Annotated in this window: 19 protein-coding genes; 2 read left to right on the top strand and 17 right to left on the bottom strand. The window is 59.7% G+C overall.

Translation table 11 applies throughout. The features are described 5' to 3' along the window. Positions 1 to 8: 8 nt before the first annotated feature. From aceE to Q1A91_RS03250, 6 genes are all read right to left on the bottom strand, one after another. Positions 9 to 2,663: a pyruvate dehydrogenase (acetyl-transferring), homodimeric type gene (gene aceE, locus Q1A91_RS03280; RefSeq protein WP_299872758.1), complete on the bottom strand. Its 2,655-nt coding sequence runs from the start codon at positions 2,661 to 2,663 to the stop codon at positions 9 to 11. Between the two features lie 10 nt (positions 2,664 to 2,673). Beyond that, a complete protein-coding gene (gene phbB, locus Q1A91_RS03275; RefSeq protein WP_299872755.1) occupies positions 2,674 to 3,396 on the bottom strand; it encodes an acetoacetyl-CoA reductase in 723 nt (240 codons plus the stop codon). Between the two features lie 68 nt (positions 3,397 to 3,464). After that, a complete protein-coding gene (locus Q1A91_RS03270) occupies positions 3,465 to 4,640 on the bottom strand; it encodes an acetyl-CoA C-acetyltransferase (protein WP_299872752.1) in 1,176 nt (391 codons plus the stop codon). Between the two features lie 25 nt (positions 4,641 to 4,665). Beyond that, the gene (gene dld / locus Q1A91_RS03265; RefSeq protein WP_299872750.1) at positions 4,666 to 6,348 is read right to left on the bottom strand and encodes a D-lactate dehydrogenase; all 1,683 of its coding nucleotides are present in this window, start codon (positions 6,346 to 6,348) and stop codon (positions 4,666 to 4,668) included. Between the two features lie 29 nt (positions 6,349 to 6,377). Then, positions 6,378 to 8,444, bottom strand: a complete 2,067-nt coding sequence (locus tag Q1A91_RS03260; RefSeq protein ID WP_367278629.1) for a TRAP transporter large permease subunit — start codon at positions 8,442 to 8,444, stop codon at positions 6,378 to 6,380. A gap of 114 nt (positions 8,445 to 8,558) precedes the next feature. Beyond that, positions 8,559 to 9,611 (bottom strand): TRAP transporter substrate-binding protein, encoded by a 1,053-nt coding sequence (locus Q1A91_RS03250; protein WP_299872748.1) that lies wholly within the window; start codon positions 9,609 to 9,611, stop codon positions 8,559 to 8,561. Between the two features lie 431 nt (positions 9,612 to 10,042). On the opposite strand from Q1A91_RS03250, the gene Q1A91_RS03245 reads away from it, so the two are divergent. Further along, a complete protein-coding gene (locus Q1A91_RS03245) occupies positions 10,043 to 10,810 on the top strand; it encodes a FadR/GntR family transcriptional regulator (RefSeq protein ID WP_299872744.1) in 768 nt (255 codons plus the stop codon). Between the two features lie 34 nt (positions 10,811 to 10,844). Here the strand turns inward: Q1A91_RS03245 and Q1A91_RS03240 are convergent, their stop codons facing one another. The 3 genes from Q1A91_RS03240 to Q1A91_RS03230 form a co-directional block, all read right to left on the bottom strand. Further along, entirely contained in the window at positions 10,845 to 11,207 is a 363-nt protein-coding gene (locus tag Q1A91_RS03240; protein ID WP_299872741.1) for a hypothetical protein, read from the bottom strand. Positions 11,208 to 11,832: 625 nt separating this feature from the next. Beyond that, positions 11,833 to 13,314 (bottom strand): UdgX family uracil-DNA binding protein, encoded by a 1,482-nt coding sequence (locus Q1A91_RS03235; RefSeq protein WP_299872738.1) that lies wholly within the window; start codon positions 13,312 to 13,314, stop codon positions 11,833 to 11,835. Then, positions 13,311 to 14,546, bottom strand: coding sequence for a putative DNA modification/repair radical SAM protein (locus tag Q1A91_RS03230; RefSeq protein ID WP_299872735.1), 1,236 nt, complete (start codon positions 14,544 to 14,546; stop codon positions 13,311 to 13,313). Before Q1A91_RS03230 ends, Q1A91_RS03235 begins: the two co-directional genes overlap by 4 nt. Positions 14,547 to 14,720: 174 nt before the next feature. Here Q1A91_RS03230 and Q1A91_RS03225 point away from each other — a divergent pair, with 174 nt between their 5' ends. Further along, entirely contained in the window at positions 14,721 to 15,890 is a 1,170-nt protein-coding gene (locus tag Q1A91_RS03225; RefSeq protein WP_299872733.1) for a lytic murein transglycosylase, read from the top strand. 18 nt (positions 15,891 to 15,908) lie between these two features. Here the strand turns inward: Q1A91_RS03225 and Q1A91_RS03220 are convergent, their stop codons facing one another. The 8 genes from Q1A91_RS03220 to Q1A91_RS03185 all read right to left on the bottom strand — a co-directional run bounded on the left by Q1A91_RS03220 (position 15,909) and on the right by Q1A91_RS03185 (position 22,728). After that, positions 15,909 to 17,294 carry a hypothetical protein gene (locus Q1A91_RS03220; RefSeq protein WP_299872730.1) on the bottom strand — a complete coding sequence of 462 codons (1,386 nt, stop codon included), beginning with the start codon at positions 17,292 to 17,294 and terminating at the stop codon, positions 15,909 to 15,911. 4 nt (positions 17,295 to 17,298) lie between these two features. Next, on the bottom strand, positions 17,299 to 18,063 hold the full coding sequence (locus Q1A91_RS03215; protein ID WP_299872727.1) for a methyltransferase domain-containing protein: 765 nt from the start codon (positions 18,061 to 18,063) through the stop codon (positions 17,299 to 17,301). Beyond that, on the bottom strand, positions 18,060 to 18,461 hold the full coding sequence (locus Q1A91_RS03210) for a GtrA family protein (RefSeq protein WP_299872725.1): 402 nt from the start codon (positions 18,459 to 18,461) through the stop codon (positions 18,060 to 18,062). Before Q1A91_RS03210 ends, Q1A91_RS03215 begins: the two co-directional genes overlap by 4 nt. A 3-nt stretch (positions 18,462 to 18,464) precedes the next feature. Next, entirely contained in the window at positions 18,465 to 19,424 is a 960-nt protein-coding gene (locus Q1A91_RS03205) for a glycosyltransferase family 2 protein (protein WP_299872722.1), read from the bottom strand. Positions 19,425 to 19,762: 338 nt separating this feature from the next. After that, entirely contained in the window at positions 19,763 to 20,266 is a 504-nt protein-coding gene (locus Q1A91_RS03200; RefSeq protein ID WP_299872720.1) for a DUF3299 domain-containing protein, read from the bottom strand. Beyond that, positions 20,260 to 20,763 (bottom strand): DUF3299 domain-containing protein, encoded by a 504-nt coding sequence (locus Q1A91_RS03195; protein WP_299872717.1) that lies wholly within the window; start codon positions 20,761 to 20,763, stop codon positions 20,260 to 20,262. Before Q1A91_RS03195 ends, Q1A91_RS03200 begins: the two co-directional genes overlap by 7 nt. A 16-nt stretch (positions 20,764 to 20,779) precedes the next feature. Next, positions 20,780 to 22,030, bottom strand: a complete 1,251-nt coding sequence (locus Q1A91_RS03190) for an ABC transporter permease (protein WP_299872714.1) — start codon at positions 22,028 to 22,030, stop codon at positions 20,780 to 20,782. Further along, positions 22,027 to 22,728 (bottom strand): ABC transporter ATP-binding protein, encoded by a 702-nt coding sequence (locus Q1A91_RS03185; protein ID WP_299872712.1) that lies wholly within the window; start codon positions 22,726 to 22,728, stop codon positions 22,027 to 22,029. The genes Q1A91_RS03190 and Q1A91_RS03185 overlap by 4 nt, the downstream gene beginning before the upstream one ends.

The following is a 22,728-nucleotide window of genomic DNA, read 5'->3' as shown; positions in this document are numbered from 1 at the left end:
ATGCGCGGTTAAACCAAACGCGGGTTCGGCTTGGCGCCGTCAATGTCGTACTTCTTGAGTGCTTTGGTCAGATCGGCCTTGCTGACCGCGCCTTCGCGGTAGAGATCGACCATGGCCGCAGCGGCGATGTGGTTTGCGTCCACCTCAAAGAAGCGGCGCAGGTTGACCCGGCTGTCAGAGCGGCCGTAACCGTCTGTGCCCAACACGGTGAAGCGGTTCGGCACGAAGGCGCGGATCTGTTCAGCGTAGTTCTTCATGTAATCCGTGGCGCAGATCACCGGGCCTTTGGCCTTGTTCAGCTGCTGGGTCACGAAAGGCACACGGGTGTCTGCCAGTGGGTTCAGGCGGTTCTCCCGCTCAGCGTCCTGACCGTCACGCGCCAGTTCATTCAGCGATGTCGCCGACCAGATGTCAGAGGTGACGCCGAAGTCATCCTTCAACATCTCCGCCGCTTTCATCGCCTGCACAAGGATCGTGCCGGAGCCCATCAGATTGACGTGTTTCTTGCCGGGTTTCTTCACCTCAGACAGCCGGTAAAGACCCTTGATGATCTCATCTTCAACGCCCGTAGGCATATCGGGATGCTGGTAGTTCTCGTTCATCAAAGTCAGGTAGAAATAGACGTCTTCCTGATCGACATACATCCGCTGCAGGCCGTGGTGCACCAGTACGGCCACCTCATAGCTGAAGGTTGGATCGTAGGTGATGCAGTTGGGGATGGTGCTGGCCAGGATATGGCTGTGGCCATCCTCGTGCTGCAAGCCTTCGCCGTTCAGCGTGGTCCGCCCGGCGGTGCCGCCCAGCATGAAGCCACGTGCACGGCTGTCGCCTGCGGCCCAGGCCAGATCACCAATCCGCTGGAAGCCGAACATCGAGTAGTAGATGAAGAATGGGATCATCGGCACGCCATGATTGGAATAGGCTGTCGCTGCCGCGATCCAGTCGGCCATGGCACCCGCTTCGTTTATGCCTTCCTGCAAGACCTGACCGTCGGTCGTTTCCTTGTAGTACATCATCTGGTCGGCATCTTCGGGCGTGTATTGCTGGCCGCGTGGGTTGTAGATACCGACGGAGCGGAACAGCCCCTCCATGCCAAACGTGCGCGATTCATCGGGGACAATCGGCACAACCTGCTTGCCGATGTTCTTGTCGCGCAAGAGCGTGGTCAGGATGCGCACAAAGGCCATGGTGGTGGAAATCTCACGATCTCCGGTGCCTTTCAGTTGCCCTTCGAACTTTGACAGTTCAGGGATTTGCAGCGCGTCCACCTTGTGGTGCCGGATGGGGAAGGCCCCGCCGAGTGCCTTGCGGCGGTCCGCAAGATAGGCCTTTTGCGCGTTGTTGAGCGACACAAACGGTGCCTTTGGCAGATCTTCGTCGCTAATCGGGATGTCAAAGCGATCCCGGAAGGCGCGCAGCTGGTCCTCTGCCAGTTTCTTTTGCTGGTGGGTGGTGTTCTGGCCTTCGCCAGCGGTGCCCATGCCATAGCCTTTGACGGTTTTGACCAGCAGGCAGGTGGGTTGATCCTTGGTCTCTGTCGCGCGTTTGAAGACGGTATAGACTTTTTCGGGATCGTGTCCGCCCCGGCGCAGCGCCCAGATCTGTTCGTCGGTCCAATCCTCAACCAATGCCGCGGTTTCGGGATACTTGCCGAAGAAATGCTTGCGGATATACGCGCCGTCCTTGGATTTGAACGTCTGGTAATCCCCGTCGATGGTTTCATCCATCAACTGGCGCAGCTTGCCGGAGGTGTCTTTCTCCAGCAGTTCATCCCAGCCTTTGCCCCAGAGGAGTTTGATCACGTTCCAACCGGCACCGCGGAAGTCGCCTTCAAGCTCCTGCACGATCTTGTGGTTGCCGCGCACAGGTCCATCAAGGCGTTGCAGGTTGCAGTTGATCACGAAGATCAGGTTATCGAGGCCTTCGCGTGCCGCCAGATCAATCGCGCCCCGGCTTTCGGGTTCGTCCATCTCTCCATCACCAAGGAAGCACCAGACTTTGCGGTCGGCCATGTCGATGTGGCCCCGGTTGTGCATGTATTTCATGAACCGCGCCTGATAGATCGCCATCAATGGCCCCAGACCCATGGAAACGGTCGGGAATTGCCAATAGTCCGGCATCAGCCATGGGTGGGGATAGGAGCTGAGGCCCTTGCCATCCACTTCGGAGCGGAAGTTCTCCAACTCCTCCTCGGTGATTCGCCCTTCCATGAAGGACCGCGCATAGATGCCGGGGATCACGTGGCCCTGAAAGAACACCAGATCGCCGCCATGGATCGCGGATTTGGAACGCCAGAAGTGGTTGAGGCCGATGTCATACATCACAGCGGATGAGGCGAAGGAGGCGATGTGCCCGCCGTATTCACTGCTTACTTTGTTGCGCCGCACCACGGTGGCCATGGCGTTCCAGCGGTTGATCGTGCGAATGCGCCATTCCATTTCCAGATCGCCGGGAAAAGCTTCCTGATCGTCGGCGGGAATGGTGTTCTGATAAGGTGTGGTCGCAGAGAAGGGCAGGTTTGCCCCCGCCGCGCGGGCCTGAGAGACCGCCTTGTCGAGCAGGAAATGCGCGCGGTTGGCGCCGTCCTTTTCGATCACATCTGAAACGGCTTCCTGCCATTCCAGCGTTTCGGTCGGGTCGAGGTCGGGTATCTGGTCGGTCATGGTTTATCCCTCAGACAAAGAACTGCGCGCCGTTGGCGGAGATGGTGGAGCCGTTGATGAAACCGGCGTCATCTGCGGCAAGGAAGCTCACGCAGCGCGCGATTTCGTCGGGTTCGCCCAGGCGGCCTGCGGGGATTCCCGCGACGATGCTGTCACGCACCTTTTCAGGGATCGCCATGACCATTTCGGTGCCGATGTAGCCGGGGCAGATTGCGTTGGCGGTGATGCCTGCGCGCGCGCCTTCCTGTGCCAGGGATTTCACGATCCCCAGATCGCCCGCCTTGGTCGCGGCGTAGTTCACTTGTGCGAACTGGCCCTTCTGGCCGTTGATGGAAGAGATCACGATGATCCGCCCGAACTTGCGTTCGCGCATCCCCGGCCAGATGGGGTGCACGGTGTTGAAAACACCCGTGAGGTTCGTGTCGATGACCTGATGCCACTGCTCCGGCGTCATCTTGTGGAATGGTGCGTCGCGGGTGATGCCTGCGTTCGCAACCACCACGTCGATGGGGCCAAGGTCAGCTTCAACCTGTGCGATGCCCGCCGCAGAGCTTTCGTAATCCGCGACGTTCCATTTGTAGGTTTTGATGCCCGTTTCAGCGGTGAAAGCTGCCGCCGCTTCATCGTTCCCGGCATAGGTTGCCGCAACGCGATAACCGTCCGCTTTGAGTTTCTTAGAGATGGCTTCGCCGATCCCCCGGCTTCCCCCGGTAACAAGTGCAACGCGTCCCATATTCTTCTTCCTTCGTAAGTTGTTCGGACCTGTCTATGGTCCGGTTTTTGCTTGGTCTTTGATCCAGATCACGGCCGCTCAACACAGAGCGCGACACCCATGCCGCCGCCGATGCACAGGGTCGCCAGACCCTTCCTGGCGTCCCGGCGCTGCATCTCGAACAGCAACGTGTTCAGCACCCGACAACCGGAAGCGCCGATGGGGTGACCGATGGCAATCGCGCCACCGTTGACGTTCACAATCGCGGGATCCCAGCCCATCTCTTTGTTCACCGCACAGGCCTGTGCGGCGAAGGCTTCATTCGCTTCGACCAGATCCAGATCGCCAACGGACCAGCCTGCCTTGTCCAGCGCTTTGCGGCTGGCATAAATCGGGCCCACACCCATGATGGAGGGGTCCAGACCAGCGGTCGCATAGCTGGCAATGCGGGCGAGTGGTTTGATACCCCGCTTTTCGGCGTTGTCCGCGCACATCAGCAGCACCGCTGCGGCACCATCGTTCAGGCCGGAGGCGTTGGCAGCCGTGACAGAGCCATCCTTGGTGAAGGCGGGGCGCAGTTTCTGCATCGCTTCCATGGTCGCGCCGTGGCGGATGTATTCGTCTTGATCGACGATGATGTCACCTTTGCGGGTCTTGACGGTGAAAGCTGCGATCTCATCCGCGAATTTGCCTGCCTTCTGGGCGGCTTCGGCCTTGTTCTGGGAAGCAACGGCAAATTCGTCCTGCTGGTCGCGGCTGATCTGCCATTTCTCGGCGACATTTTCAGCCGTCTGGCCCATGTGATAGCCGTTGAAGGCATCCCACAATCCGTCGCGGATCATCGTATCGATGAACTGCAAGTCGCCCATTTTCTGACCGGGGCGCAGGTTTTGCGCGTGGGGGGACATGGTCATGTTTTCCTGACCACCCGCTGCCACGATGCTCGCATCACCAAGTTGGATATGCTGTGCACCCAAAGCCACGGCGCGCAGACCGGAGCCGCAGACCTGGTTGATCGACCAAGCGGCACTTTCCTGCGGCAGACCCGCATTGATATGCGCCTGACGGGCAGGGTTCTGGCCCTGTGCGGCGGTCAACACCTGACCCAGAATGGTTTCGGACACTTCGGATTTATCAATCCCCGCACGTTCAACGATGGCGTCCAGCACGGCAGCGCCCAGATCATGGGCCGGCGTGTTGGCGAATGATCCCCCGAAGGAGCCGACAGCAGTACGTGCAGCAGATGCGATAACAACATTGGTCATGGTCTTGGCCTTTCTTGCCCGGTCTTCAGGCGTAGTTTTTCTTCTTGGACATCTTGCCGATGCCCGGGTTCATGGAATTGGTGGGGTCGACGGATTTGTAGAAATGCGCCAGATCCGGTTTGGCTTTGTACAGGTGCCCGACGTTGTGTTCGGCGGGGTATTCAGCGCCGCGCTTTTCAAGCAGTTCCAGCATCTGGGCTTTCAGCGCTTTCACATCCACACCTTTGCGCAGGATGTAATCCTGATGCAGCACGTGGCACATGAAGTGGCCGTAATAGAGCCGGTGCAGGATGTGCTTGTTGATTTCTTCGGGCAGCTCTTCGAGCCATGCGCGTTCGTTGCGCTTCAGGGCAATGTCCAACGCAAGGATGTCTTCGACGTCGCCCGCATGTACATTCTGGTAGCGGATCGCAGCGCCGGCAGCGGCAAAGCGGTGCAGGCCTGCGATTTTGCCTTCGCGCGGGGTGCAGGCAAAGAAATCAGCCTCGATATTTGCGAAGGTTGTTTCCAGATAGGCTTGGGTTTCGGCAATCCCGCCGTCGCGGGTCTTGATGATCAGGTGGTGCTCAAACCGGTCGCGGAATTCCGTCATGCGTTTGGGCAGGATGCGGGGCCAGAGGGCGCTGAGCGCCTGCATGAACTTGTCGGTGAACCCGTTCAGGAACGGGATCTTGTTCAGCCGCGCATCCACCGCTCCCTTGAGCGCGAAGAACATCGGCAGCTTGTCGGTGCCCAGCTTGTCGATCATCACCATGGTGTCCTTGCCGTATTTAGTGGCAATGTCGAACACCTCCCGGTGCATGAATTCCGCGCTCACGGGCAGGGTTTCAAAATGAGCCAGCATATGGCGGCGCAGGGCGGTCAGGTCGTCGGGATTGTTGGTGCCGACGTAGAATACCTGCTCGGCATCGTTTTGGGGGTAGGTGTCCAGCCGCACGGCAAAGACCGCCAGCTTGCCCGCGCATCCGGCACTTTCGTGCAGGCAGCGTTTGTCGGCGTTGAAGCGTGAGGGGGTCTCCGCATCCACATCGCGGACGATACGGGCGTAGTCGGTATCAGAGGCTTTCTTGTTTGTCTCTTCCAGATCGGCATCGGTGAAGGTGCCGTTCTGCACACGGGTCAGGATCTCTTCCGGGTTGTCACCCAGCTGCATGCCAAGGTGGTTCACGAGGTTCAATGCGCCATCCGCGTCGATCTGCGCATAGAGCGACAGTTCTGTATAGGATGGCCCCCGCTCAATCAGTGATCCGCCGGAGTTGTTGCACACGCCGCCCACGACAGACGCCCCGATGCAGGACGATCCAATCACCGAATGCGGCTGACGCCCCAACGGATCCAGTATCTTTTCCAGCGCAAAAAGCGTGGAGCCGGGCAGGGCCAGCACCTGCATGCCGCCCTTGATCAGGTGCAGCGCGTCCATCCGGCGGGTGTTGATCAGCACCACCCCCCGGTCATAGCTGCCGTTTGGGGTGCTGCCTTCGGTCAGGCCGGTGTTGGCCGCCTGCATGATGACGATCTTGTCCGCCGCCACGCAGGCTTGCAGCACCTGCCATTGTTCCACCAGTGTGCCGGGTTGCACAACACACAGCGCGTCGCCCTGACCAGACCGGAACCCCTTGCGAAACCGTTCCGTCTTTTTCGCGCCGGTCAGCAAGTGCCGGGAGCCGACAATCTTGCGCAGGGCGGTCAGGAGGTCTTGATCAGTCATGGTCTTTCTCCTTTTCGAAACGGTTGGGTTCAGTAGGCGACAGAGGGCAACCAGGTGGCAAGTGCAGGCCAGAGGAAGACAAGTGCCAGACCCGTCAGCTGCAACAGGACGAAGGGGATCACGCCACGATAGATGTGCATCAGACTGATTTCCTTCGGCGCGACACCCTTGAGGTAGAAGAGCGCGAAGCCAACCGGCGGGGTGAGAAAGGAGGTCTGCAAGGTAACCGCCACAAGGATCACGAACCACACCAGCGAAGGCTCATCAATGACGCCGAAACCGGGGATGTCCATGCCAAGGCCGTTCACGATGGGCCGCATCAGGGGCAGCACGATCAGCGTGATTTCGATCCAATCGAGCACGAAGCCCAGCAGGAAGACGATGAACAGGATGAACAGAACCGTACCCGTCGGGCCAAACCCGGTGGAGGCGATCATGTGTTCAATCAGCTCGTCCCCGCCCAGCTCCCGCAGCACATAGGAGAACACGGTCGCACCCAGGAAGATCGCAAAGATATAGGCCGTGGTGTTGAAGGTGGAGATCAGCACGTTCACCAGTTTCTTCAGCGTCAGCTTGCGATAGCCAAGCGCCAGCAATGTGGCACCCAATGCGCCGACGCCGGAGGCCTCGGTCGGCGTGGTGATGCCCGCAAAGATGGAACCCAGCACGGCAAGGATCAGACCAAGGGTCGGGATGACAGCGATCAGCACGGCTTTGACAGCTTCCCAGTCGGGGGCTTTGGCACCTTCGGGCACGGGGGCCACATCAGGCTTAATCAGCGCGATGATGAAGATGTAGAGCAGATAGAGACCCCCGATGATGATACCGGGGAAGACCGCGGCCATGAACAGATCGCCCACGGACAGGGCCATCTGATCGGCCATGATCACCAGCATGATGGAAGGCGGGATCAGGATGCCCAGCGTGCCTGAGGCAGAGACAACACCGGCAGCCAATGTGGGGGAGTATTTCTGCTCCATCATGGAGGGGAGGGAGAGGACCCCAAGCAGAACCACAGAGGCGCCGATGATCCCGGTTGATGCGGCAAGGATGATGCCGATCATGGTGACGGTGATGGCAAGGCCGCCGCGTGTCTTGCCGAAAAGGCGCTGCATCGCGGTCATGAGCTTTTCCGCCACACCGGATTCGTCCAGCATCAGACCCATGAAGATGAACATCGGCAGGGCAACGAGGACAGCGTTGGACATGGTCGCATAGACCCGGTTCACAACTGCACCCAATGTCAGATAGTCCAGCCCGGTGAAGGTGGATTCCAACCCGGTCCACAGCATCAGGTCGTTGTCGAAGAGGTAAGCCAGACCACAGTAGGACACACCCACACCCGCCAGCGTCCACGCCACCGGATAGCCGGTAAACAGCAGGGCGATGAAGGTCATGAACATCGCGATGACCAGCTTTTCCTCGGTGGTTTCCACCAGGAAGGTCAGGGCGATTGCAACAACAACGAAGCAAAGCAGGGCAACAACGATCAGGCGCAGGCCCTTGCCCACACGTTCCTGTTCGTAGTTGGCAAACAAGGCATGGACGTCGTGGATCAACCGGGCAAGCGCGCCCATGGCCAGCAGGATGAAGGACAGCGGGATGACGGATTTCAGGATGTAGCGCATCGGCAGACCCGTGGGGCTGTCGGAGCGTTCGTTCACCCGCAGGCTTTCGTAGAAGTAGTCATAGCCCTGATCGATCATCAGATAAATGAAGGGAACCAGCAGCGTCAGAATGCCAAGCACCTCGATGATGCGCTGGGCGCGGCGGCTCAGTTGCATATGCAGCAGGTCAACGCGGACGTGGCTGTCTGTCACCAGCGCGTATGAAATACCGACCATGGTGACGAGGCCGTAAAAGTGCCACTGGATCTCATCCAGTTTGGGGAAGTTCTGATTGGCCAGATAACGGAACAGCACCTGCGAAACGATGGCGCCGATCAGCAGGATGTTGGCCCACATGACGACATGACCAATGGCCTTGACTGTCTTGTCCAACCCAACCGCGATGGCCTGGGTGTCTGTCTCCGGATGCTCCAACACGTCTTCGTAGGTCTGGATCGGATCGTCTATGCGTTTATCTTGGTCGACCATGGTCCCCTCCCGGTGCCTGCCGCGGGTGCCGGGCAGACCTAAGGTAATCAGAAATTTCGGTGAAAGTGTGGGATCGGGCGGCAGCGCGTGGCCGCCACCCGAGGTGTGTTGGTCTTACTTACGTGGCAGGAACGCGTTGCTCTTCCACAGGGTGTAGCCGTCGCGGAAGGTGTTCATGTCTTCCAGAACCTTGGCAAAGAAGGGGTCAGCGGCAGCTTCTTCAGCGGCAACTTCTTCCCAGGTCTCTTTGAACACGGCCAGCATCTCTGGCGACCACTGCTTCATGATCACGCCGTTGTTTTCGATGTTGTCGAGCAGCGCTGCGTGCTGGATCGCTTCGCCTTCGGCAAAGCTGTCGGTCATGGAACTGCGGCAGGCGTTTTCGATGATCGCCTTGTGCTGCTCTGAGGCTTCGTTCCAGACGTCGCCGTTGATCAGCAGTTCAAACACGGTCGCTTGCTGGTGCCAGCCGGGGAAGTAGTTGTATTTCACCAGCTTGTGGAAGCCCAGACGGGCGTCGATGGCAGGCATGGAGAATTCGGTCGCGTCAATCGCGCCTTTTTCCAGTGCGGGGAAGATTTCACCGCCGGGCAGCAGGGATGTCGCAACACCCAGTTTCTGCATCACTTTACCACCCAGACCGAAGAAGCGCATTTTCAGGCCCTTGAGGTCTTCGGGAGAGTTGATTTCCTTGGAGAACCAACCGGATGTCTCAGGTGCGATGATCGCGCAAGGCAGGACTTTGACGTTGAAACCGGCCTGGTCGTACATCTCCTGATAGAGCGACATGCCGTTGCCGTAGTAGAGCCACGCCATGTATTCGCCCGCTTCAGGGCCGAATGGCACGGCAGAAAACAAAGGGGCCGCAGGGATCTTACCGGCCCAATAGCCCGCGGTGGTGTAACCGGAATTGATCTTGCCAGAGGAAACCGCGTCGAGGATTTCGAAAGGAGGGACCAGTTTGCCGGGCTCATAGACCTTCATCTTGATGGTGTTGCCGGACATCAGGTTCAACTGCTCTGCCACGCGGGGGATGGGTGTGCCCAGACCGGGGAGCGCTGTGGAGAACGCGATGGGCGTCTTCAGCAGGATCTTGTCGGCGGCCAGCGTGGCCGTCGCAGACATCATGGTGGCCGCGACGGCCAGGCTTGTTACGATCTTCTTCATTTGGGGTCTCCTCCTTGTGGCAGATACTGCCGTTCTTTGGTTCTGGGGATGTGGAGCGCTTGAGCCCAAACATCGACATCTCCCGGTTTCGATGAGGTGGTTCATATTATTTACCACTCCATCAAGTCAACGAAAATTGTGACCACTTGTCTTGATTTGCTGGAGGAAATGCCTAATTTGAGGGCGCATTTGCATGTATTCTGATCTCTTTCGCGACCTGCGAATTTTGATAAAATATATTTAAAACAGTTTATTGGTGAGATTTGTCACGCTGAAGTGGTCGTGATTTTGGGAGTATTGAGATTTTCTGATAATTGGATCATTTTATTTACCACTTGATCCGGCTACGACTGCTTATCAGCTAGACTTTTGAAGGTATGATTCTTATAATGGTAAACGTTACAGGCCACCGATCAGAGGGCGTTGGTAGAATGATGAACTCAGTTTTTGAACAAATCGGGCATACATCGGTCGTCGACACGATCGTTGCGCAGATTGAAACCTTGATCCTGAACGGGATCCTCAGGGATGGTGGTCGCCTGCCGTCAGAACGTGACCTGGCGGAGCAGATGGGCGTCTCCCGGCCCAAGGTGCGCGAGGCACTCAAACAGCTTGAGGAAAATGACCTCATTCAGGTGCGACATGGCGAAGGGGCCTTTATCGCGCCGCTTGTCGGATCGGCCATGTCACCGGCGTTGATCGCGCTCTACTCCCGCCATCAGGATGCTTTTGCCTCTTATCTTGAGTTCCGCGCGGCGCAGGAAGGGTTTGCCGCCAGCCTTGCGGCGACCCGTGCGACCGCTGCTGACAAGGAGATCCTCGCGCGGATCATGGACAAACTGGATGCGGCCCATGATGAACAGGACCCTCATGCCTCGCAGGAGGCGGATATCCTGTTCCATTCCGCGATCATCGATGCCAGCCATAATTCCCTGCTGGTGCATACAATGTCGTCGATCTATGCGCTGACGCAGCAGAACCTCTTTTACAACCGGTCCTTCCTGCGGTCGATCGACGGCACGGGGGATCAGCTTCAGGCGCAGCATCGCGAGATTTTTGAGGCCATAAATGCAGGTGATCCCGAACGCGCGGAAACAGCAGCGCGCGATCATATCAATTTTGTGCAGCGATCATACGTGGAAGAACAATCGCGCGCCCAACGGGATCAGGTTTCAAGCCGTCGGCTCGCCTTGATGTGAGCCGATACGGAAATAAATGAGGGTGTAAGGCGCGTCAGATCTGGACTGCGTCGATCAAGGTCAGTTGGCGCGTTGCGGGCAATAGACGCGGCACCAGCAGATACGGCGCACGCATGCCTGCGTGCCGTGGGATAACCGCATAACACAGGTGCCCGCAGCCGGTTTCATCCATCATTGTCATCCGTAGGACATCGGCAAAATCTGCGAGGGTCCGAATGGTGGCGCAATCCACGTTCAGGGTATTGGCCGGGACTGGAGCAAAGCTGTGGTCATTGGCCGCCAGTTTGCCATCGCTGTCCTTCAGCGCAAAGGTGTCTCCTAGCATGAAGTCTTCGCAAGTTGTGAGCGTCTCTGCGTGCATGACGCCTTGCGTGACAACGACGGAGGTCAGAGGCATGCTGCAAAACGCCTGATCGAAGGATGACAACAGGCAAGTATCAATCCGACCGGGAACCGGGCCCCTGCGGGGGACCGCAGCGTGCCGTTCAGGAAGTGGGACTACATTGCTGTAATGACGCATCTAACCGTTCCAAAGAAGGCGACAGGATTCTGTTGCCGGTGCTTCGGGTTATCGTGGCCAAAAGAGGCGCGAGTGAGGCCTTTTTTGTATTTTAGAAACAATGACTGCCACAAATAGGTGATTTGTTTCCGAGGTTTGCCACAATTTGAGTAGATTAACGTTTAGGTAGAAATTTGCCTCTGGTTGTGTGCTGTTTAGCCTGCTCGCCCGGCTTTGCCGTACATCAGGACACACGTCCTGCCCGGTCAGTTTTTGGACCCCCTGGTCCACTGATTCCATTTGCCTGTTCGGGTTATGTGTCCGCTGCGCCTGCTCTTTCGTACCGCCGGGACAGCGCCCTTTTGCGGTGCGCTTTCTGGCAGCGCTTCGCTTGCCGTTCGATGTCATTTCTGCCCTTGTCCGGGTCTGTATCAAAAGGGGTAGACCCCAAATTGACCGGCACGCGGTCTGTTTGCCAGCCCCGGCACAGTTTTGCCTATATGTTGAGCGTCCTGATATGGGGTCACGATAGTGGTCCGGCGTTCCCTGCTGTGGTGGCTCCACGTGGCACCTGCGCCTGTCGCGCAGAGGTTATCATACCAACCGCCGCGCACAGATCACCGCGCAGATCAGCGATGCGGGTGGCGCTGGTAGCCTTGTCGGGGGTGCGCAGAATGGCAGCGGGGTGCAGCGTGATGAGGACGGGCAGGCCGGACAGACCCTTTTCCACAGATCCGCGCCGTTTGATCAGGTCACGGCCGTTGCCTGTCAAGGCGCGCGCGGCGGTGGCGCCAAGGGCAACGATCAGCAGCGGCTGCACGTGGTCTACTTCCTTGTCCAGCCACCAGCGGCAATGGTCGATTTCTGACGCGGTGGGGTTTTGGTGGATGCGCCGTTTGCCGCGCGGCTGGAATTTGAAGTGTTTGACGGCGTTGGTCACATAGACGGCTGTCCGGTCCATCCCCGCGTCGGCGGCCAATTGGTCAAACAACTGACCTGCGGGGCCGACAAAGGGGCGACCTTGCAGATCCTCCTGGTCACCGGGCTGTTCGCCGACAATCATCAATTCCGCATCTTGCGGCCCTTCGCCCGGCACACCCTGCGTTGCCATCTGACCCAACGGGCAACGGGTACAGGCGTTCAATCTGGCAAGCGGGCCAACTCGATCCACCGACCGCTCTGGCAGGCGCGATAGAATGCGATCCGCGCGGGCGGGTGCAAAACTCGGCGCGGTTTCCTGCATCTGGCGGGCGCGGGCTTCGGCATTGGCGATCAGATCCGGGATCAAAGCGGCTTCGGGCAGGTTCTTCCAATATTTCTTGGGCATCTCCGACTGCATTGCTTTCACCTTCAGCCGTGCGGGATTGAAGATGTTGGCGTAGTAGGTGCGCCACAGCTCCTCCGTCTCATCGCTCAGTTCCAGACGTTCAGATGCCACCGCTTCATGCCGCAGCACCCCGCCTTCAAATCGCATGGTGACCTCGGGCGTGACAATCACCCAATCCATGTCCCCGAACCGCCGGGTGAAAAACGGCGCGATCAGTTCTTCAATGCGGTGATCCGGCTCAAACCACGAGAGGAACTGCCGCCGGTTCGCGCCCTCTGGGCTGACTTCCCGAAAACGGACAAAGGCTTTCATCTTGTGCATGTCGCGGCGGATGTGTTTGGCCGTCTGCTCGGCCCGCTGGACCAGCGGATCGGCGCGGTTGGTCAGCGCGCGGGGGGCGTCGCGCAGATGCAGCAGCAGGGAATAGAGCAGATGGGGCGCTTGCGGGTCGCGGGCGGCGATCACCTGTTTTGCCAATGCGGGAAAAGCGCGCGGCACATTCAGCGGGGCATCCATGGGCGGAAGTGGCATCGCCTGCGCGTCAAACAGCCCTTCGGCTTCGCCTTCCATCCGCCAATCTACCGCATCGGGGGGGACATCCGCACCCGCCAGGGCCCGCGCCGCATCACGCCACGTGGCAAAGGTGCCCAGCCGGGGCAGGGTGACGCTGTATCTCAAAACAGGCTCAGCTGTTCCGGGGGCGGGGCAAACCGCGCGCGCAGGTTCGCCGCATCCGTCAGCCCGCCGGGCTGCCAGTCGCGCGCAACGATGAACGGTTTGGCTTTCTTCACCAACGCCCCGATCCGGCGCAGATCGTCGTATCCCAAAGCCCCATTGCGCCGTGCACTGAGGATCCGGCCCACGGATTTCGTGCCAAAGCCCGGCACGCGCAGAAGTGTTTCCCGGCCCGCACGGTTCACATCCACCGGAAAGGCATGGCGGTTCGCCAGTGCCCAGGCCAATTTCGGATCAATCTCCAGATCCAGCATGCCGGAGCCTGCATCGGGGGCAATCTCCTGCGCGTCGAACCCGTAGAACCGCAAAAGCCAATCCGCCTGATACAGTCGATGCTCCCGCACCAAAGGGGGTTTGATCAGTGGCAATTTCGCGGTGCTGTCGGGGATCGGAGAGAACGCCGAATAATACACCCGCTTGAGCTTGTAAGAACTGTAGAGCCGGGTGGAGCTTTGCAGGATTGTCCGGTCATTGGCCCCATCCGCGCCCACGATCAGCTGCGTCGATTGCCCGGCGGGGGCGAACTTTGGCGCTTTGCGGCCCGTGTAGGTGGGCGCTTTCAACTCTTCCTTGCGCAGGCGCACGTTTCCCATCGCGCGCCGGATTTCATCGGGGTTCTTTTCGGGCGCGTAGTTTTTCAACCCCGCATCGGTTGGCAATTCGATGTTCATCGACAGCCGGTCCGCATAAAGCCCCGCTTCTTCGATCAACTGAGGAGCAGCGTCTGGAATCGTCTTGAGGTGGATATACCCGCGAAAGTGATGGTCCTGCCGCAGGGTCCGGGCAATGCGCACCATATCGGCCATCGTGTCATCGGGGGACTTGATGATGCCGGAGGATAGAAACAGCCCCTCGATGTAATTGCGCCGGTAGAATTCGATGGTCAGATGCACCACCTCTTCAGGCGTGAAGCGGGCGCGTTCCACGTTGGACGACACCCGGTTGATGCAATAGGCGCAATCGTAGATGCAGAAGTTTGTCATCAGGATCTTCAGCAGTGAAATGCAGCGGCCATCGGGTGCATAGGCATGACAGATCCCCGATCCTTCGGTGCTGCCCAATCCCTTGCCATCCGCGGAGTTGCGTTTCGCGGTGCCTGACGACGCGCAGGAGGCGTCGTATTTCGCCGCATCGCTGAGCAGGGCCAGCTTTTCCTTGAGGTTCAGTTTTGCCATATGTTCTTGATATGTTCCTGTGCGCCATCGCGCAACTGTTCATCCTGAATCTGCGACATCCTTTCGCAAATGCGCCCCTGCCGGATCAGCCCAAACCCGCACATTGCGCAAAGCTCGCTTTGCGGGGGAGGCGGGATGCGCTACACCAAGAAAAAACAAAATTGAGGTGGGCAGATGCAGACGTCACGCAGGAACTTCACACTTGGATTGGGCGCAATGGGCCTGTCGGCATGTACGACCGGGACGGGCGTTCTGGGACCACGCGCAGGCAGCAGCAGCGCCGGATCATCAGGTGCCGCCAGCTTGCCCGCTGATCTGCGCCCGGCGCCCAATGCGGGCTATGACGCCTGGGTCGCCAGCTTCCGCAGCCGTGCGGCGGCGCAGGGGATCTCCCCATCGACGCTGAACGCTGGCTTTCGCGGTGCCGGGTACCTGCCTGGTGTGGTCAAACGTGATCGCAACCAGACGGAATTTACCCGCACGCTTGAGGATTATCTGGCCATCGCCGCCTCCGATGAACGGGTCGCCAAGGGCCGTGCCGCTTATGCGCGCCATCGCAGCACATTGAACGCGGTAGAGGCGAAGTACGGCGTTGCCGCCAGTATCGTGACCGCCGTTTGGGGGCTGGAGAGCTTCTATGGAGAGCGGCGGGGGAATGTGCCTGTGATCTCCGCCACGTCTACGCTGGCCTATGACGGCAGGCGGGGGGCGTTCTTTGAAAAGCAACTGCTGGCGGCGCTGAAGATCCTGCAAAACGGCGATACCACAGCAAGCCAGCTGACCGGGTCATGGGCCGGCGCCATGGGGCATACGCAGTTTATCCCAACTTCCTATGAGGCCTTTGCCGTTGATTTCACTGGGGATGGTCGCCGCGATATCTGGTCAAACGATCCTGCGGATTCATTGGCCTCAACAGCGGCCTATCTCTCGCGCAATGGCTGGACGCGCGGTCTGAAATGGGGGGGTGAAGCCGGCAGCGGCGCACCGGGCGGCAGCCGCCTGCAACCGCAAGCTGGAGGGCCAGTGTTCAACGTGACATCGAACTTCCGGGTGATCAAACGCTACAACAACTCCGACAGCTATGCGATTGGGGTGGGCCATCTGGCAGATCGTATTCTGGGCGGTGGCCCCCTGCGCGCCAGCTTCCCGCCAGACAAATACGGTCTGACCAAGGATGACCGCGTTGCATTGCAACAGCGGCTCACGGCGCGGGGGTTCGATACAGGCGGATCTGATGGCGTGATCGGGCCCAACAGCCGCGCCGCAATCAGCGCCTATCAATCCAGTCTCGGACTGCCTGCAACGGGGGATCCTTCTCCCGATCTGCTTGCGCGGCTGGGGTAGGAGCCGGATCGACAGTTCTTACTGCCGGAGCAGACCTTCGTCCGTGACGTGAAAGACGGTGCCACTTTGCGCCGCATCGCATGCGGAAGTCGCACAGATGGAGATCCGCCGCCCCGTCAATTGGTCCATGCGAAACTCAAGCCCCAGCGCGTTGTTGATCACGGCGCGCTGCGCGGATGGCAGATCAAGAATATCTCCGACAATCGTGACGGGCGTGTTGGATTGCGCGACCACCGTTGCCAAGGCGCGGGTTTCCTTCTGCCACGGTCGATAGCTGGCATATTGCTGGAAGATCAGAAGGATGTAGCAGAACAGGATCAGCAGGACTGTATTCTTGGCGATCCGTCCGCTGGTGCCGCCTTGGGCCACAAGCAGTTGGGCTGCGCGGACGATCATCATCCCGTAAATGACCCAGACAAAGATGAACCCCCGCGGCGGGGCAAGTGCCCCTGTCTTGAGGATCTGGACCATGATCAGCGCAACCCCGATCCAGAACCCTGCATGCAGATAGGCCGCCTCTCCCGGTGCGCGCCACAGCAGGACAGCGGTCGTGAGGCCGAACAGACCCAGATGAAAGGCGGCGACTGCCTCAAGCCCAAAACTGGTTGAGATCAGAAAGCCGGCAAGGCTCTGCTGGATCAACGGAATGTTGGCGATCAGCCCGGCGAAATCCTGTGCCGGAGTCGCGTCGCGCCATTCCGCAAGCGGTACGCCAAAAACGCCATGCACCTGAAGGTTGATCGTATAGACGCACAGCACCGCCGCTGCGAAACTGAAGGTGAAAAGGACAAGCAGTCCGATCAGGTCGCGCAGCGACCGGTTCTCGCTCCGGGCAAGGCAGACGGCCAGCAAAAGCAGCGGGTAGGTCGTATAGGCCATGAATGTCAGCACGACAAAGGGCGGCAAGAGCGCGCGATGGCTGCTGGCGCGCATCCATGTGCCCAGCCAGGCGTAAAGCGCCACAAGCGCAAGACCCGGCAGCAGCGTGTTGAACCACAATGAAATCAGCATTGCTGAGGGGGAGATGACGATCAGCAGCGCCATCAGCCCCGTGAACCAGGGCTGTGCGTGTCTGCCAATGGCTGCAACAGCCAAAGACGCCGCAAAGATGGCCCAGAGCATTTGATAGAGGGCGAAGTTCAGCCATGATGGAGTGACAAACCCGCGCTCATGCCAGAGGTAATTCAGCCACCGGCCTTCATGCAGAGTCTTTTCCCAGAACCCCGCAGGTTCCGCCATCAGGGCCGGGAAATCGTCATACCGCATCATCGGATCGATGAGGTTGGGCAGGCTGAACACCACAACGCACAGCAGTGTCACCAGATAAGTGGGCCACAGCCGCAGCCCGTGTTGGGCCGGGCGGGTCATCCCCATCACGGCAGGGTCACTGGCGACATGGCTCATCAGATCAACCTTGCTGAGGCTGACCACGCCGGGCTTTGGCTGCCAAGACTGACGCGCGCGCCTGTGCGATGCGCGTCACGGTGCCTTGCGGCAGATGTGACACGATGCTCCGGCGCAGACGCCACATCGGATCGCCTGCATTCTTCAGGATCTGACCGTCGTCCAGCGCATGCTGGCGGATCGCATCGGGCAGATCAAAAGCAGCACTTTGTTTGACGTAAAGAACCGCGTTGTAGCGATACCATGGCTCGACGTCCTTGTTCTTTTTCAGATAGGGCCGCAGGCAATCATAGGCGCGATACCCGCGTTCCTCGAACTTGGCCTGCCAGAAGGACAGGGGTTGTTCGTTGACGTGAAACTCTCCGCCCTGACCCACCACGGCTGCTGAAAACATCACCCGGTCTGCGGCGGCGGTCAGGCTGTCGACCAGGGCATCCGACGCGGCCGTCGGCAAATGCTCTCCGACTTCGAGGCTTTGTGCCAGATCGAACCTGCGACCCAGGTTCAAAGGCGCGGTCAGATCTCCGGCATGGAAGTTCTGCACAGGGATCGCAAGCTGGGCGCGGTCGACATAATCACCGTCGACCCCCATCACATCCGTCGCACCGGCGCGTTGCCATTCCCGCAACCAGACGCCGCGACCGCACCCCAGATCAAGCACGCTTTTGGGGGCAAGCCACGCGGACATCAGACCAATCAGCGCCTGCGCAGAGCGCCGCGCGCCATGGTCGATGTAGTCAAAGAACGTATCGTTGTAGACGTGGGTCATTGCGCTGCATCCATCTTGTCGCCGGGGATCAGAAAGACCCAGCGGGTCATGATCAGATAGTTCTGGAACGGCAGGACCACCGTGACGATCACCGCCGCAAGCCAGTGCGGCAGGCCCATTGCGGGCCCGGCAACCCCGGTGATCACCGCCGAGGTAATCAGACCGCAGCAGATCATCAGACCAAACCGCGTGACCTGTGGTGCATCATCCAGCCGCGCACCGAAGGTGAAGCTGGCCTGTCCGACATATTGCAGCGCCACCGCCAGCAGGAAGGCACCGGCGTTGGACAGGCTCTGCGTCAGCCCGGCTGCCATGAACAGCAGGTAAAGGGCCACATAGGTTGCCGCGACAACGCCGCCGACAAGCGCAAAGCGCATGAATTGTTTTTGGTTTTCCATGAGTTAAGCTCGCTTTTTAAGCAAGACGGGCGCTTCGGCATCTGCCGCACGCGTGTCTTCGGATACAAAATAGAGGGGGCGGTTCTTGGCTTCGACGTAAAGCCGGCCGATATACTCGCCCAGAATGCCAAGGGTCAAAAGCTGCACGCCCGAGAACGCCGAGATCGCCAGCACAACAGAGGCCCACCCCGGTGCGGTCTGATACAGGATCAGCGACCGGAACACATAGATCATCATCAACCCCGCCACGCCAAGGCTGACAAACGACAGCCGCGTCGCCAGTTTGAGCGGTTTGGTGGAGAAGGCCGTCATCGCATCAATGGCGAACCGCAGCATTTTGCGGAACGGATACTTCGTCTCTCCCACCTCGCGGGGCGCGCGGCTGTATTCAATGCCGATCTGCCGAAATCCAACCCATGCAAACATGCCCCGGATGAAACGCGCCTTTTCAGGCATGGCCAACACCGCATCCAGCGCCGTGCGGCTGACAAGACGAAAATCGCCGGTGTCGCGGGGGATATCCACGTCAGACATCGCATTCAGGACACGGTAGAACACATGTGCCGTGGCGCGTTTGAACAGGGTCTCGCCCTGACGCTCGGTCCGGCGGCCGTACACGACGTCATACCCGCGGTCCATCATGGTCATCATGTCCTGCAACAGTTCCGGTGGGTCCTGAAGATCCGCATCCAGCATGAAAATGCGCGCACCAAGGGCGGCTTGCAGTCCTGCGGTCAAGGCAATCTGATGCCCGCGGTTGATCGACATGCGGATGCCGCGCACCTGTGGACATGTCGCCTGTGCGGCCTTGATCGCGGCCCATGTCTCATCCGTGGAGCCATCATCGACCAGGATGATCTCCGCGCGGTCGCTGTAGGGCGCGATGGCCAGCGCCAGGCGCGACACGAGCGAAGGAATGGCCTCCTCCTCGTTCATGCAAGGAACCACGACGGACAAATACATAAGAATGCTCCAGCAGCGTTTAAGCTGGACTAGCCCTGTTTTGTGGCGGCAATTGGGCCAGGATTTGGCGATTTAGAGCAGCCAACCCAAAACCTGAAGCACTCAGTTGCGGGGAAAGGCCCCGCCTCCGGGCGGTTCCGGCTTTATCGGGCAACCAGCCCGCGCTGCGCCGGAACACACCCGCATCCTGGGCCTTTCTGCGCAACTGAGGGCCCCAGGTTTTGGGTTGGCTGCTCTAAGGAAACGAATTGTTTCGATTCCCTCAACGCGCGGGTGCAGTGTTTCCGATGCGGCCCTCTTTGGCTGCTTTGGCACGTCCGGAAGTGATGAAGCGGCGCTCAAAATGGTTCGATATGGTCCGCCGACAGGGCGTAGGCGATATCGGCCAGTTGCGTGGACATGGATGCGGTGCCGAACATCCCCACCACGTTCACCGCTTCAAACAAACCAGCAGTTTCGTAAGGTGTTTGCGTCGTGACAAAGACCAGCTGATTTGCAGGCGGCGGGGGGACATGCACACAGGCCCCGACAAAGGGCACAAGGATGAAAGCGGTCACACCCGTTCCCGAATACTCAATCGGCACGATGAACCCCGGCAGCCGCACAATCTCGCCATTCCACTCCGTGCGCACCCCATGGGAGGGCGGCTGTTGATCGGCAAGGCTGGGGCCGTTGTGCTGGATCAACTCCTGAATGACGGGCGGGATGACAGGCTGGCCTTCGGGGATCAGATCGGTCCATTCCAGGTCGATGTAGTCCTTTGCAAAGGCCACCTGCGGCGTGACCGTGAGCGCACCAAGGGCGGCAAGCACGGCACGCCGGTCAAAAGGGGCGGCTACCATGTGTAGGCCTCGATCAGGTCAGCCGTCAGGGCATATCCGATGTCCGCGATTGTTGTCGATTGCAGCTCATGCCGCATGCGGCCCGTGACCCACACCGGGTCCCACAATTTGTCACTGGGCCAGGGTTTCTTGCTATCGACAAAAACCAGCTGGTTGGCGGGGGGCGGAGGTGTGTGAATGCAGGCGCCCACGTAAGGCACCATGATGAAACTGGTCACGCCTGCCGTCGACATGTCGATGGGCAGGACATATCCGGGCATCTTGATATAGGCACCGTGCAGTTTCTTGTTCAGCTTCGTGGCGTTTTCATCAAACTCCGGCAGCCAGGTGTCGCGGACCCGGTCCATTTGCCCTTCGCCAATGATCTGCGCGTAAGGCACACCGGGCGGGATCAGCTCATCCCAGCCGATCACACGGGGAGAGGCGGCAAGGCCGACGCGCGGCATTGCGGCACTTGCCGCAGCGGCGGCGATGAGGTGGCGGCGGGACAAAGTCATCGTTCAAACCCCTCTGCTAGATCCGGACCATCATACCATCGGCCAGCGACATGCGGTAGGCCCTCAAGGCGGGCACCATGCTCACAATTGCGCCAGCAGCCACCACGCCTACAAGAACCCAAAGCTCCCGCAGGGACGGCGGATCTATCGGCAACCACAGGCCAAAGGCGGCGTCGACAAGGGGCTGCGCCACGACCAGCCCGGCGTAAAGCAACGCCAGACCAATGATCGCGCCGATGGCGGCCATCAGCGTGGCTTCCAGCACCAGCAGGCTGAGGATCACACGGGGCCGTGCCCCCATCGCCCGAAAGATCGCCATTTCCCGTCGTCGTTCATTCAGGCTGGAGAATATGGTGGCCATCATCCCGATCAGCGCCGTGATCACGACCATGCCCGAGACGGCAATCAATGCTGTTTCTGCAATGCCGACAATTTGCCAAAGCTCCTGAAGCGCCACCCCCGGCAGGATCGCCAACAGCGGCTCTTGCGGGTAGTCATTGATCGCACGTTGCAGGCCAAAGACCTGCAAGCGGCTTTTGACTCCGACAAGCGCTGCGGTGACCGCCTTCGGCTCAAGCTCCATCTGGCGGATCACATCGGCTGGTGTGGATTGCCCCGGTATCTTCGCCCCACTTTGCCAATCCACATGAATGGCCTCAATCGCCCGCAGGCTGACAATCACGGTGCGGTCGACCGGCGTGCCGGTCTTTTCCAGAATGCCGGACACCCGAAACGGCTGATCATCATGGGCGACAAAGGACGCAAGCCCATGGGCCACGACAATGGGGTCTCCAACCTTGTAGTTCAGCGTCGCGGCCACATCGGCACCAATGACAGCGTCAAAGAGGTCATCCATCAGCAGGCCCTGCGCAACGGCCAGCGACCGCCCGGCGCGGTACTTGTAGCGCTCGAAAAAAGCACTGGTGGTGCCCATGACTCTGAATTGCCTGTGGCTGTCCCCAAGGGAGATCGGCACGATCCAGTCCACCTCTGGCCGGGCGGCAATGTCATTGTAGCTTTCCCAGGTGAGGTTGTTGGTGGCATTGCCGATGCGGAACACCGAATAGAGCAGCAGCTGCACCGAACCAGAACGCGCGCCGATGATCAGATCAGTGCCCGAAATCGTATCGGCAAAGCTGGCCTTGGCCCCGGTGCGGACCTTCTCAACCCCCAGAAACAGGGCGACGGACAGGGCTATCGCAAGGATCGTCATGCCAACGGTCAAGGCGCGGGCCATCAGCGAACGGAATGCGAGCCGCAGGATCATGCCGCACCTTGAAGGGGGCTGGTCACATCCGACATCTGCACAACCCGGTCAAAATGCGCGGCCAGCCGGGCATCATGGCTGACCATCAGCAAAGTGCTGCGATTGGCGCGCGCCTGCGCGAAAAGCAACTCAAGGAATGTGGCTTGGGTCGCTGCATCCAGTGCCGATGTCGGCTCATCCGCGATGATCAGCGGCGGGGCGCCAATGAGGGCACGCGCCGCTGCAACGCGCTGCTGCTGGCCTACGCTGAGTGTGCCGGCCTGCGCGGCAATGGCCTCTTCCGGCAGGCCGAGGGTGGTACACAACCTATGGGCCTCCTCCTGCGGCGCTGCTACCCGCGCACGGCGCTGTGGCGCAAAGCGCAAAGGCAGCAGGATATTGTCGCGCACAGAGGCATAGGGCAGCAAATTGAACTGCTGAAAGATCAACCCGATCTGTTCGGCCCTGAACCGGTCGCGTTTGCCCGCTGACAGGGACGCGAGGTCTGTGCCGCCCACCGTCACGGAACCCGCCTGCGCGGTGATCGTGCCACAGATCAGCGACAGAAGCGTCGATTTACCCGATCCGCTTTCGCCCAGCAGCAGCACGGTTTCTGACGGCGCAATGGCGAAATCCGCGATGTCCAGAGCAAAGGACGCCCGACCCGGCCAGCGGTATCGGACGTCACGCAGAGATAGAATGGAAGTGTCTGAATCCAT

The sequence above is a fragment of the uncultured Sulfitobacter sp. genome (assembly GCF_947500075.1).
In the GTDB taxonomy this organism is placed as follows: Bacteria; Pseudomonadota; Alphaproteobacteria; order Rhodobacterales; family Rhodobacteraceae; genus Sulfitobacter.
Note: the sequence above shows the minus strand (reverse complement) of the source record. Positions and strands in the feature narration are given on the sequence as shown.

Bases quoted from the DNA above. Each gene is read 5' to 3' on its own strand.
- Q1A91_RS03245 (WP_299872744.1), top strand. From the start codon at position 10,043: ATGATGAACTCAGTTTTTGAACAAATCGGGCATACATCGGTCGTCGAC.
- Q1A91_RS03205 (WP_299872722.1), bottom strand. From the start codon at position 19,424: ATGTATTTGTCCGTCGTGGTTCCTTGCATGAACGAGGAGGAGGCCATT.
- Q1A91_RS03260 (WP_367278629.1), bottom strand. From the start codon at position 8,444: ATGGTCGACCAAGATAAACGCATAGACGATCCGATCCAGACCTACGAA.
- Q1A91_RS03270 (WP_299872752.1), bottom strand. From the start codon at position 4,640: ATGACCAATGTTGTTATCGCATCTGCTGCACGTACTGCTGTCGGCTCC.
- Q1A91_RS03220 (WP_299872730.1), bottom strand. From the start codon at position 17,294: ATGAGCCATGTCGCCAGTGACCCTGCCGTGATGGGGATGACCCGCCCG.
- Q1A91_RS03200 (WP_299872720.1), bottom strand. From the start codon at position 20,266: ATGGTAGCCGCCCCTTTTGACCGGCGTGCCGTGCTTGCCGCCCTTGGT.
- Q1A91_RS03250 (WP_299872748.1), bottom strand. From the start codon at position 9,611: ATGAAGAAGATCGTAACAAGCCTGGCCGTCGCGGCCACCATGATGTCT.
- Q1A91_RS03225 (WP_299872733.1), top strand. From the start codon at position 14,721: ATGCAGACGTCACGCAGGAACTTCACACTTGGATTGGGCGCAATGGGC.
- Q1A91_RS03210 (WP_299872725.1), bottom strand. From the start codon at position 18,461: ATGGAAAACCAAAAACAATTCATGCGCTTTGCGCTTGTCGGCGGCGTT.
- phbB (WP_299872755.1), bottom strand. From the start codon at position 3,396: ATGGGACGCGTTGCACTTGTTACCGGGGGAAGCCGGGGGATCGGCGAA.
- Q1A91_RS03195 (WP_299872717.1), bottom strand. From the start codon at position 20,763: ATGACTTTGTCCCGCCGCCACCTCATCGCCGCCGCTGCGGCAAGTGCC.
- Q1A91_RS03230 (WP_299872735.1), bottom strand. From the start codon at position 14,546: ATGGCAAAACTGAACCTCAAGGAAAAGCTGGCCCTGCTCAGCGATGCG.
- Q1A91_RS03240 (WP_299872741.1), bottom strand. From the start codon at position 11,207: ATGCCTCTGACCTCCGTCGTTGTCACGCAAGGCGTCATGCACGCAGAG.
- Q1A91_RS03185 (WP_299872712.1), bottom strand. From the start codon at position 22,728: ATGGATTCAGACACTTCCATTCTATCTCTGCGTGACGTCCGATACCGC.
- Q1A91_RS03215 (WP_299872727.1), bottom strand. From the start codon at position 18,063: ATGACCCACGTCTACAACGATACGTTCTTTGACTACATCGACCATGGC.
- dld (WP_299872750.1), bottom strand. From the start codon at position 6,348: ATGACTGATCAAGACCTCCTGACCGCCCTGCGCAAGATTGTCGGCTCC.
- Q1A91_RS03190 (WP_299872714.1), bottom strand. From the start codon at position 22,030: ATGATCCTGCGGCTCGCATTCCGTTCGCTGATGGCCCGCGCCTTGACC.
- aceE (WP_299872758.1), bottom strand. From the start codon at position 2,663: ATGACCGACCAGATACCCGACCTCGACCCGACCGAAACGCTGGAATGG.